The sequence below is a fragment of the Microbulbifer sp. genome, from assembly GCF_051659245.1.
In the GTDB taxonomy this organism is placed as follows: domain Bacteria; phylum Pseudomonadota; class Gammaproteobacteria; order Pseudomonadales; family Cellvibrionaceae; genus Microbulbifer.
This window is the reverse complement of the sequence record NZ_JBOFOC010000166.1, coordinates 1-11,574: the sequence shown is the minus strand read 5'-3', so window position 1 is coordinate 11,574 and position 11,574 is coordinate 1. Positions and strand designations below refer to the sequence as shown.

11 protein-coding genes and 1 tRNA gene are annotated in these 11,574 nt (G+C 63.1%); all 12 read right to left on the bottom strand.

Annotation, left to right across the window (positions count from 1 at the left end):
• Nucleotides 1-322: 322 nt before the first annotated feature.
• Nucleotides 323-412: transfer RNA gene (locus ACRC0P_RS16075), tRNA-Ser, on the bottom strand.
• Between the two features lie 227 nt (nt 413-639).
• Nucleotides 640-837 carry a carbon storage regulator CsrA gene (gene csrA, locus ACRC0P_RS16070; RefSeq protein WP_438632318.1) on the bottom strand — a complete coding sequence of 66 codons (198 nt, stop codon included), beginning with the start codon at nt 835-837 and terminating at the stop codon, nt 640-642.
• A 219-nt stretch (nt 838-1,056) separates the two neighbouring features.
• Nucleotides 1,057-2,292: an aspartate kinase gene (locus tag ACRC0P_RS16065; protein WP_438632317.1), complete on the bottom strand. Its 1,236-nt coding sequence runs from the start codon at nt 2,290-2,292 to the stop codon at nt 1,057-1,059.
• Between the two features lie 205 nt (nt 2,293-2,497).
• A complete protein-coding gene (gene alaS / locus ACRC0P_RS16060; protein WP_438632316.1) occupies nt 2,498-5,113 on the bottom strand; it encodes an alanine--tRNA ligase in 2,616 nt (871 codons plus the stop codon).
• 130 nt (nt 5,114-5,243) lie between these two features.
• Nucleotides 5,244-5,633, bottom strand: coding sequence for a histidine triad nucleotide-binding protein (locus ACRC0P_RS16055; RefSeq protein WP_438632315.1), 390 nt, complete (start codon nt 5,631-5,633; stop codon nt 5,244-5,246).
• Nucleotides 5,634-5,638: 5 nt separating this feature from the next.
• Nucleotides 5,639-5,830 (bottom strand): Trm112 family protein, encoded by a 192-nt coding sequence (locus tag ACRC0P_RS16050; RefSeq protein ID WP_438632314.1) that lies wholly within the window; start codon nt 5,828-5,830, stop codon nt 5,639-5,641.
• A 67-nt stretch (nt 5,831-5,897) separates the two neighbouring features.
• Nucleotides 5,898-6,737: an alpha/beta hydrolase gene (locus ACRC0P_RS16045; RefSeq protein ID WP_438632313.1), complete on the bottom strand. Its 840-nt coding sequence runs from the start codon at nt 6,735-6,737 to the stop codon at nt 5,898-5,900.
• A gap of 88 nt (nt 6,738-6,825) precedes the next feature.
• A complete protein-coding gene (locus tag ACRC0P_RS16040) occupies nt 6,826-7,842 on the bottom strand; it encodes a class I fructose-bisphosphate aldolase (protein ID WP_438632312.1) in 1,017 nt (338 codons plus the stop codon).
• A 69-nt stretch (nt 7,843-7,911) separates the two neighbouring features.
• Nucleotides 7,912-9,393 (bottom strand): glycerol kinase GlpK, encoded by a 1,482-nt coding sequence (glpK, locus tag ACRC0P_RS16035; protein WP_438632311.1) that lies wholly within the window; start codon nt 9,391-9,393, stop codon nt 7,912-7,914.
• 137 nt (nt 9,394-9,530) lie between these two features.
• A complete protein-coding gene (locus ACRC0P_RS16030) occupies nt 9,531-10,064 on the bottom strand; it encodes a regulatory protein RecX (protein ID WP_438632310.1) in 534 nt (177 codons plus the stop codon).
• A 1-nt stretch (nt 10,065) separates the two neighbouring features.
• Entirely contained in the window at nt 10,066-11,100 is a 1,035-nt protein-coding gene (gene recA / locus ACRC0P_RS16025; RefSeq protein ID WP_438632309.1) for a recombinase RecA, read from the bottom strand.
• A gap of 296 nt (nt 11,101-11,396) precedes the next feature.
• The gene (locus ACRC0P_RS16020) at nt 11,397-11,561 is read right to left on the bottom strand and encodes a CinA family protein (protein WP_438632319.1); all 165 of its coding nucleotides are present in this window, start codon (nt 11,559-11,561) and stop codon (nt 11,397-11,399) included.
• Nucleotides 11,562-11,574 lie beyond the last annotated feature (13 nt).

Genomic DNA, 11,574 nt, shown 5'->3' with positions numbered 1-11,574 from the left:
CGCTCCGTAAGCACCCACACGCATTGCTTGATCGATTTGTTAAACAGCTCGGTCGGGCGCCAGGCCCTCAACCGTGGGACGCGTATTCTACACATCCGGCCTACTTTGGCAAGCGCTTTTGTAGGCGTTTTTGGGAGATTCGGAACCGGCCTTCAGCCTCGCCTTGAATCCCCCGGACTGCCGTCTCCGGCGGCCCTTTAGGTGGCGCGCATTATAGCCGCCTCTTTCCGCCTGACAAGCGCTTTCCCAATTTTTTTTGAGAGACACCTGTCGGGCGAATCGGAGCAAAAAAAACACCCTCTCAAAAGAGGGTGTTTTTAGATGGCGGTGAGAGAGGGATTCGAACCCTCGATGGGCGTTAACCCATACGCCCTTAGCAGGGGCGCGCCTTCAGCCACTCGGCCATCTCACCGTAAAACTCCTCTCCCAGCGATGTGGCAGTCAATGCCCGTGGACCGCTGAAAGTGGACGGCATCATACCAACGGCCAGACAAAAATCAATGGGGAATCAATAACTTTTTGCCGATCGCCGCCGCCGGGGCACTTATTGTACAACGCCCGGAAAGCGTGAAATGCGGCTGCGCATTCCATTAAAAAAGGCCGGAAACCCGGCCTTTCTTGTGACGGACACCGGAACTGCTATTCGTCGGTGCCGCCCTCTTCTGGGGATTGCTTTTCGCGCTGAATGCGTTGGTAAATCTCTTCGCGGTGCACTGCCACCTCTTTCGGCGCATTGACCCCGATTCGAACCTGGTTGCCTTTCACGCCCAGCACAGTCACGGTCACATTATCGCCAACCATCAGCGTTTCGCCAATCCGGCGGGTTAAAATCAGCATTACCTACTTCTCCTTGATCATCCTGTGATAAAGCACAATCGGAGTTCCCCTCACATTGCGCTTATGGTCATCATAACCGGATGGCGGCGCTAGAAGTCGAATATTGTCCATCTCTGTATTCAGTATTGACCAGCCGATCAAAATCTCAACAGGTCGGACTCTACGCCAAATGACTAAATCGCTATGGAAAGCGCGTCGCCGCCTTCATTCTGGTTATAGTTACTCACTCCCGGGGTCAGACAGCTCGAACGCACTGTGCAGCGCGCGCACCGCCAGCTCCAGGTAACGTTCGTCGATAATCACCGAGATCTTGATCTCTGAGGTGGTGATCATCTGGATATTGATGTTGTCTTCCCCCAGAGCCTCGAACATCCTGCTCGCCACATTAGCGTGGGAGCGCATGCCCACACCGACAATCGAGACCTTGGCGATCTTGTCGTCGGCCACCACTTCCCTGGCGCCCAGCTCCTCCGCCACCCGCTCCAGCACCTCCCGGGCCTTGACCAAGTCATTGCGGTGCACGGTGAAGGTGAAGTCGGTAGTGCCATCGACGGAACTGATGTTCTGTACGATCACATCCACTTCGATATTCTCAGCGCCAACCGGCGCCAGGATACGGCAAGCCACCCCCGGGTTATCCGGCACACCGCGAATGGTCAATTTGGCCTCGTCGCGGTTAAAGGCTATGCCGGAAACGACTGGCTGTTCCATCTCGTTGCTTTCCTCATCCAGACTGATCAGAGTGCCGCCACCCTCTTCAAAGGTGGAGAGTACGCGCAATGGCACCTTGTACTTACCGGCAAATTCCACCGCGCGAATCTGCAACACCTTGGACCCCAGGCTGGCCATTTCCAGCATCTCCTCGAAGGTGATCCTGTCCAGCCGGCGGGCACTGTCCACCACGCGGGGATCGGTGGTGTAAACGCCATCCACATCGGTATAAATCTGACACTCGGTGGCATTCAATGCCGCGGCCAGGGCTACACCGGTGGTGTCGGAACCGCCGCGGCCGAGGGTGGTGATATTGCCATCCTCATCGACCCCCTGGAAGCCGGCCACCACGATGACCTTTCCCGCGTCCAGGTCCCGGCGCATGCGCTCCACATCGATGCGCTGGATGCGCGCCTTGGTATGCGCGTTGTCGGTGAGGATCTTTACCTGCCCCCCGGTATAGGAACAGGCGTCATAGCCACGCTTTTTGAGCGCCATGGTGAGCAGGGCAATGGTGACCTGCTCACCGGTGGATACCAGAACGTCCAGCTCGCGGGGGTCGGGCTTCTCCTGGACCTGATACGCCAGATCGATCAGGCGGTTGGTCTCGCCGCTCATGGCGGAGAGCACAACTACCATCTCGTGGCCCTGCCCGCGAAACGCCGCCACTTTATCGGCCACCCCCTCGATGCGCTCGATAGAGCCCACCGAGGTACCGCCGTATTTCTGCACAAACAAACTCATGGGGTTAAGTGTTTCCTTACTGCTACAAGGTTATACACTCGCGGCAGCTATTCGCGCAAGCCGCGCACTAAATCACCAAACTCCGCTGAAATCAACTGATCAGTCGTTAACAAGTATTAACTTGGCCTAAAAAGACCAGTGGTGAGTACTTGGTGGTCAGGGATCAGGTACTCGGGTGCCACTGCTGGTCACCTACCGTCGATCACTAACCACCCAGATGCCCTTCGACCCAGGTCGGCACCTCTGCCAGCATGGCCGGCAACGCGGCCACATTGGCGCCGCCACCCTGGGCCATATCCGGGCGACCGCCACCCTTGCCACCCAGTTTACCGGCGGCAAAGCGCATCAGTTCGCCGGCGGCGATACGGCCGGTCAGATCCTTGGTAACCGCGGCCACCAGGGCGACCTTGTCTTCCCCGGGGGCGGCCAGCAACACCACGCCGCTGCCCAGCTTGTTCTTCATTTGGTCCGCCAAGTCGCGCAGGGATTTGGCGTCGGCGCCATCGACAGAGGCGGCCAGCAGTTTGACCCCGTTTAGTTCCACCGCCTGGCTGGCGAGATCACCGCCACTGCCACTGGCCAGTTTGGTTTTCAGCTGGGCCAGCTCTTTCTCCAGCTTGCGGTTGTTGGCCAGCAACTGCTCGACCTTCTCCGCCAGGGTATCCGGGCGCGCCTTGAGCAGGGCGGCGGCATGCTCCAGCCGCTGTTGGGCGCTGTCGAACAGGGCCAGGGCATGGGCTCCGGTCACCGCTTCGATACGCCGCTGACCGGAGGCGATACCACTCTCGGCCACTATCCGCAGCAGGCCGATATCGCCGGTGCGCTGTACGTGGGTACCCCCGCACAGCTCCACGGAGAAGGGGCTTCCGTCGTCGATCTCGCCCATGGACAGCACGCGCACATGGTCGCCGTACTTCTCATCGAAGAGGGCCATGGCACCCTTCTGTTTGGCAGTTTCGATATCCGTTTCTTCGGTTTCCACCGGCGTGTTGGCGCGAATCTGTGCGTTCACCAGGGATTCGATAGCGTGCAACTGCTTGGCGGTAACCGCCTCCGGATGAGAGAAGTCGAAGCGCAGCCGCTCCGAGTCCACCAACGAGCCCTTTTGGGTCACGTGTTCACCGAGTACCTTGCGCAAGGCCGCGTGCAGCAGGTGGGTGGCGGAGTGATTCAGCGCGGTGGACTGGCGCACGTCCGCGGATACCCGCGCGTGCAGCTTGTCGCCCACGGCGATCCCGCCGCTCAGCACTTTGCCGCTGTGCAGGTGGTGCGCCCCCTGTTTGGTACAGTCGCGCACCTCGAAGCGATCGCTCTCTCTTTCCAGATAGCCGCTGTCGCCCACCTGGCCGCCGGACTCGGCGTAGAAGGGGGTGCGGTCCAGTACTACGGCGCCCTTCTCGCCTTCCTCCAGGCGCTGTACCTGCTCGCCGTCCTTGATGATGGCGAGCACCGTGCCTTCGGCTCCGGTGGTTTCATAACCGAGAAATTCGCTGGCCCCCTCCAGGTCCAGGGTGCCGGCGTACTCCTGCTTGAACTTGCCGGCGGCGCGGGCGCGCCGGCGCTGGGCTTCCATGGCCTCCTCGTAGCCAGGCATATCCAGGGTCAGACCGCGCTCGCGGGCGATGTCCTGGGTGAGGTCGGTGGGGAATCCGTAGGTGTCGTGCAGAGTGAAGACCAGTTCACCGGGGATCTCATCGCCCTCGAGGGTAGCCAGGGCGTCGTCCAGCAGTGCCATGCCCTTGTCCAGGGTTTTGGCGAACTGTTCTTCCTCTTTGCGCAGGGCATTTTCGATAATCTGTTGCTTCTCGCGCAGCTCCGGATAGGCGTCGCCCATCTGCTCGGCCAGGGCCTGCACCAGTTGATAGAAGAAGATTTGCTTGTGCCCCAGTTTGTGGCCGTGGCGCACGGCGCGGCGGATGATACGCCGCAGCACAAAGCCGCGGCCCTCGTTGGAGGGCATGACGCCGTCGGCGATCAGGAAGGAGCAGGAGCGGATATGATCGGCGATCACACGCAGGGATTTTTCTTCCAGGTCGTCACAGCCGACGATTTTCCCCGCGGCCTTGAGCAGCGCCTGGAACAGGTCGATCTCATAGTTGGAGTGCACCCCCTGCAGAACCGCGGCGATGCGCTCCAGGCCCATGCCAGTGTCCACCGAGGGCTTGGGCAGCGGGTGCAGCTCGCCGTCGGCGGAGCGCTCGAACTGCATGAATACCAGGTTCCAGATCTCGATATAGCGGTCCAGGTCGTCGTTGTCGGAACCGGGCGGGCCGCCGGGCACGTCCGGGCCGTGGTCGTAGAAAATCTCGGAACTGGGGCCGCAGGGGCCGATGTCACCCATCTGCCAGAAGTTGTCCTCGTCCAGGCGCGAGAAACGATCCGGGCTTACTCCCACCTCCTTCTGCCAGATATCCGCAGCCTCGTCGTCGCTGATATGCACGGTGACCCAGAGACGCTCCTCCGGCAGTTTCAACACCTGGGTAAGAAACTCCCAGGCGAACCGGATGGCCTCGCGCTTGAAGTAGTCGCCGAAGCTGAAATTGCCCAGCATTTCAAAAAAGGTGTGGTGGCGGGCGGTGTAGCCGACATTTTCCAGGTCGTTGTGCTTGCCGCCGGCGCGCACGCAGCGCTGGGAGCTGACCGCGCGATTGTAGGGGCGGGACTCCAGGCCGAGAAAGGTGTCCTTGAACTGCACCATGCCGGCGTTGGTAAACAGCAGGGTGGGATCGTTGCCCGGCACCAGGGAGCTTGAGGGCACAATGGTGTGGCCCTGCTCGGCGAAGTAATTCAGGAAGGCGTCGCGTATCTGTGCGCTTTTCATCCAGCGTATTTCCTACTACAGACGGGACCCGGGACCGTCGGGACCCGGGACCCGGAATTGGTTGTGATTACCGAAAACTCGAATCCACTTCAGGTGCCCGGTCGCGGGCACGGTCCGGGAGTATTGCACTTCATTCCGTCGCGCCCGGGTCCCGATGATCCCGGGCCCCGGGTCCCGACGCCAAATCCCGCTCGCGCATCTTGCTCTGAGCCAGCAGGTGGATATGCAGATGGAAAACCGTCTGCCCCGCGCTGCGGCCGTTGTTCACCACCAGGCGGAACCCCTCGAGTCCCAGCTTGCGGCCCAGCTCCCCGGCCACCCACAGCAGGTGGCCGAGCAGCGGCTTGTCGCCGGCCTCTGCCTCGGACAGGTTCACCAGCGGCTTGCGCGGAATAATCAGCAGGTGGGTGGGCGCCTGCGGAGCGCGGTCCTCGATGACGATGCACTGATCGTCCTCGTAGACGCGTTCGGCGGGAATTTCGCCGGAGATGATCCGGCTGAATACACTGGGTTCGGCCATGGGCGTCAGTTGCTCTTGTCCAGCTTTTCATCGGCGGTCAGCTGGCGCGCCTCGGACTCCAGCATCACCGGTATGCCGTCGCGCACCGGATAGGCCAGGCCGCTGGCCTTGCACCACAACTCCCGACGGTCCTCGTGATATTCGAGCGGCGCCTTGCTCACCGGGCACACCAACAGACTCAGCAGCTTTTTATCCATACCCTGTCCCCACTCACCGGGACCCGTGCGGCCCCCAAAATGACCGCGTATAGTACAACGCTTGGGATCAGCGGGAAACCGCGGCTGCCGGCATGGGCAGCAGCAATTCCAGGTGCTGCAGCAGCAGCTCCTGCGCCCGCGGCCCTTCCTCCTCCTCGTTGAATACCTCGTGATAGGCATCGGGAAAAGCGTACAGCTGTTTGTTCCCGCTGCCCAGGCGTTCGAACCAGGCGCGGCTGGTGGCGGCATCCACCACCTTGTCCGCTTCCGGCAGCAACAGCAGGCACGGCTCGGTGATCTGTGAGAGGCGGGGATAGAGGTAGTCCCGCTCGCGCAGGAAGGACACAAACCACTGCAGCGATACTCGCCCGTGCACCAGATCGTCCGCCCGGTAGTCCTCGACCACGGCGCTGTCGCGGCTGAGCCAGCGCGGATCTATGCGATTGGGCAGGGTCAGGCGCGGCGCCAGCACCGCCAGCCGCCGGGCCAGCCAACACTCCAGGGAGCCCGGCTCCCGGCAGCCGCGAAATCCCGGCGCGGAGAGAATCAGGCTGTCTATGCCCCCGTAACGCACCGCGCAGCCACAGGCGATAACGCCCCCCATGCTGTGACCCAGCAGGTGCAGGCCGCAGCCGGCGTTGTCCCGTTTAACCAGGCGGATAAAGTGGTGCAGGTCCTCGCTGTAGTGGGCGAAGTCGTCGATATGGCCGCGCGACCCCTCGGACAGGCCGTGGCCGTAGTGATCCAGTGCGTAGACGCTGAAGCCGGAGCAGTTGAGCTGCCGCGCCAGTTGCCGGTAGCGTCCGCTGTGCTCGCCCAACCCGTGGGCAACCACGACGGCGCCCAGCGCCCCTTCGACCCACCAGCGCCGATAGTGGAGGCGATTGCCTCGGGAAATCATCTCCATTTTTCTCTCCAATTTATTGTTGTTATCCGGTCACCAGGTGCAGGTGCGCCCTGCGCACCATCGGGCATTCCGGTGCGCACGGCGCACCCTACTCGCGCTCCAGCCCCTCCTGGTACTCCCCCAACATCGCCAGGTGGTTGAGCTCCGCGCGCTTCAGGAGCGCCTGCTGTGCCGCCGGGCCGTTATCGTCGACGCCCTGCCAGGTTTTGAGCGCCGGCTCCTGCAGCGCGCGGCCGTAGGAAAAACTGAGCTGCCAGGGGGCATGCCACAACTGGTTGAGCGCATTGAGATTGATCGTGGCTTCTTCGGGCCCCTGGCCGCCGGAGAGAAAATTGATACTGGGCACCGCGGCGGGTACGGTGCGGCGCAGACTGCGCATGGTGTACTCCGCAACCTGTTCGGCGGGTGCCTTGGCGCACTCCTTGCCCGGGGTGATCATGCTGGGCTTCAGGATCATCAGCTCCAGCACCACGCCGTGCTGGTGCAGGGCGTGAAACACCGCGTGCCATACCTGCTCGTTCACTTCGGCGCTGCGCTGAATACTGTGATTGCCGTCGATCAGCACTTCCGGCTCCACAATCGGCACCACTCCCCTGGACTGGCACACCGCCGCGTAGCGGGCGAGCATTTCCGCGTTCGCGGTCAACCCCAGTTGGGTGGGGTTCTCCGGGGTGATCGGGTAGACCTCGCGCCACTTGGCGAAGCGCGCCCCCTGCTCCTTGTAGCCGTCCAGCCGCTCGGCCAGGCCGTCCAGACCGTAGGTAATCATATCCCCCGGCGCACCGGGCAGCGGGCCCTTCCCCTTATCCACCTTGATACCGGGAACGATCCCTTGCTTCGCCGCCAGCTGCGGCAGCGGCGTGCCGCTGTCGTCCACCTGGCCCAGGGTCTCCTCGAACAGGATCACCCCGCCGATGTATTCACCCAGCCCCTCGGCGGACAGCAGCAGCGAGCGGTAAAAACGGCGGTGCTCCTCGGTGGATTCAACCCCCACGGAGTCGAACCGTTTGGCGATGGTGCCGTTGCTCTCATCAGCGGCGAGAATCCCGCGACGACCGTCCACCATATCGGCGATGGTGTTTTGCATCTCTTCATTGACCGACATAGCTGTTCCCCTCCTGGTTTCAGCCTCGTTTCAGAATAGGACCTCTGCCCTCTGTCATCTCATCCTCTGTCATCTGAACGTCCGGCAGGCCGTCACCGCCTTGCGCCAACCGCCGACCAGTTCGTCGCGACGGGCCGGCTCCATTTGCGGCACAAAGTCCCGCTCGATCTCCAGCAGGCTTTGGGGCAGCCCGCCGGCACGCCAGATACCGGCGCCGATACCCGCCAGCAGTGCCGCACCCACGGCGGTGGACTCAATCTGCCGCGGCCGCTCCACGCGCACCCGGGAGATATCGGCCTGGAACTGCATCAGGAAATTGTTCGCACTGGCGCCGCCATCGACGCGGATATGGCTGATTTCCACCCCGAGCCCCTCCACCATCAGCTGCGCCAGTTCGTCGCTCTGGTAGGCGATGGACTCCAGGGTGGCGCGCACCAGCTCCGCCTTGCCGGCGCCGCGGGTGAGGCCGCAGATGGTGCCGCGGGCGGCGGAATCCCAATGGGGCGCGCCCAGCCCGCTGAACGCCGGCACCAGGTAGACACCGCGGGTATCCGGCACCCCATTGGCGATGGTTTCAGTCTCCGCAGCATGCTGGATCAGGCCCAGTTGGTCCCGCAGCCACTGCACTGCGGAGCCGGCATTGAATACCGCGCCTTCCAGGGCATAGACCGGCGCTCCCGCGGGATCGCAGGCGATAGTTGTCAGCAGGCCCCGGGGCACCCGGGGCCGCTCGGCGCCCGCGTAGGCGAGCATAAAACAGCCGGTGCCGTAGGTATTCTTGATGCTGCCGGGGTCCGTGCACCCCTGGCCGAACAGGGATGCCTGCTGGTCGCCCGCCACCCCGCAGATGGGCACCTCAGCGCCGAGAAACACCTGTGGATCCGTGGCGGCGAAATGTCCGGCGGAGGGCAGTATCTTCGGCAGCAGCGACTGGGGGCACTCGAACAACGCCAACAGCTCGTCGTCCCAGTTTCTCTCTTCCAGGTTGTACAGCAGGGTGCGGCTGGCGTTGGTGTGGTCGGTGAGATGGGCGCGGCCGCCGCTCATCTTCCAGATCAGCCAGCTGTCCACGGTGCCGAAGCAGAGTTCGCGGGCGCGGGCGCGGGCCAGCAGTTCCGGCTGCTGCCGGAATAACCACTGCAGCTTGCTGGCGGAGAAATAGGCGTCCAGTACCAGGCCGGTCTTCTCGAGCAGCCACTCGGCTTTACCCGCGCGCTCCAGCTCGGCGCACAGTTCCGCGGAACGGCGGCACTGCCAGACGATCGCCGGACATACCGGCTCGCCGGTTTTCCGGTCCCACAGGACGGTGGTTTCCCGCTGGTTGGTGATGCCCAGGGCGGTGAGATCGGCGGCGGCAATCCCCGCCCGCTCCAGCGCCGCGGCGCAGACCCGCAGGGTGACCTGCCAGATCTCTTCGGCTTTCTGTTCCACCCAGCCGGGGTTGGGATAGTAATTGGGGAGTTCGGAATAGCTGCGGCCCAGTAGCGTGCCGCTGGTATCGAAGACGAAGGCGGTGGTTCCGGTGGTGCCCTGGTCGATGGACAGGATCATGGGGAATTCTCGCGCTTATTGTTCTCGGCCTCATCATCTTTGTAGGAGCGGCGGGGCGGCCATCCGCCGCTGGCCGCGATAGCGGGCCTGCGGCCCGCGTGCCGAGCTGGAGCTCGGCGTTCCCAGGGGAGCCGTTCCTACAGATTCAGGTCAGAGTATAAGCCGGATTCCTCCGCGTCCAGCGCCCAGTTGATGGCGTCGGCGGGAAAACCGCGGTAGGCGAGATAGCGTTGGCGCCGCGCTCGTTCCCTGAGCTGCTGGTCGCGCGGCAGGGCGGAGCTGACCGGACTGCGGAATTTGCGCTGCAGCTGCTCCGCGGCAAGCGCAAACCAGTCCGCCTCCAACTGCTCCAGCGCACTGTTGATCAGGTCACCGTCGATACCGCGCTGCTGCAATTCGCGGCGGATGCGCAGCGGTCCCTGGCCTCGGTGCAGCCGGGAGCGGGCGAAGACCTCGGCGAAACGGTGATCGGACTGGTAGTTGAGATCCTGCAGGCGCTGGAACAGCGCATCGAAATCGGCGCCGGGGAATTTATTCGCGAGCTTCTCCCGCAATTCGAGGCGGGAGTGCTCGCGGCGGGAGAGCAGCTCAAGCGCCGCACCGTAGAGCGCTTGAGCCCCGCCTTCAGCGGTATCTTGATGGGCACACTCGCTGTCGCTCGTTTTGCCCATCCTACTCTTCCGGGGATTCTACAACTTCTTCGGGCTTCGCCGGCACCAGATCACCCAGCAGCTGCGCGCGCAGTTGGCCTTCGACCTCGTCGCGGATTTCCTGGTTTTCCTTCAGAAACTTGACCGCGTTGGCCTTGCCCTGACCGATCTTGTCGCCCTTGTAGCTGTACCAGGCGCCGGCCTTGTCGATCAGGCCCAGCTTGACGCCGTAGTCGATGATCTCGCCCAGCAGGTTGATCCCCTGGCCGTACATAATCTGGAACTCGGTCTGCTTGAACGGCGGCGCCACCTTGTTCTTGACCACCTTCACGCGGGTCTCGTTGCCCACCACCTCTTCGCCCTCTTTCACGGCGCCGATGCGGCGGATATCCAGGCGCACAGAGGAGTAGAACTTGAGCGCGTTGCCGCCGGTGGTGGTCTCCGGCGAGCCGAACATCACGCCGATCTTCATGCGGATCTGGTTGATGAAAACGCACAGGGTATTGGTGTTCTTGATATTGCCGGTGAGCTTGCGCAGCGCCTGGGACATCAGCCGCGCCTGCAGGCCCACGTGGGAATCGCCCATTTCGCCCTCGATCTCCGCGCGCGGGGTCAGCGCCGCCACCGAGTCCACCACCAGCACGTCCACCGCGCCGGAGCGCACCAGCATATCGGCCACTTCCAGCGCCTGTTCGCCGGTGTCCGGTTGGGACACGATCAGTTCGTCCACATTCACGCCGAGCTTTTCCGCATAGATGGGGTCCAGCGCGTGCTCGGCATCGACGAAAGCACAGGTGCCGCCCTTGCGCTGGGCTTCGGCAATGACCTGCAGGGTCAGGGTGGTTTTACCGGAGGATTCCGGGCCGTAGATCTCGACGATTCGGCCGCGGGGCAGACCGCCGATGCCCAGGGCCACGTCCAGGCCCAGGGAGCCGGTGGATATTGCCGGAATCTGGACGCGCTCCTTGTCCCCCATGCGCATCACCGTACCCTTGCCGAACTGGCGCTCGATCTGAGACAGCGCCGCCTGCAGTGCCTTGTCTTTGTTGGAATCCATGACCCTTCCCGTGTGTTTGAGCGTTGTTTGTTGGGGGCAAGCTTAGCGAAGGATTACTGTATAAGCAACCAGTGATTTGCGGGACTCGGGACTCGGGACTCGGGACTCGGGACTCGGGACTCGGGACTCGGGACTCGGGCGATCGTGGCATGTGGGAGCTTGCTTGCAAGCGAACGGCTGCGAAGCCCGCTCTGTTACGAAGCACAGCCCTGTGCCCCGCCCTTCGGGCAGCTTCGCTGTGCCAAATTGCTCCAGGCAATTTGGCCGCCTGCAAGCAGGCTCCGGCGCAACGCGAATCACTCCGGATGTGCCCGCACCTGCGCCAGCATCCCCTTCAGCGCCTCGGCCACCGTCTGCGCCTGGACCGCCGCGCGGTCTCCCTCGAAATGGAAACACTGCGCCCGGATGGTCACCGGCTCCTGCCCCGCGGATGTGGCCCAGGCGATCCACACCGTGCCCACCGGCTTCTCCGCG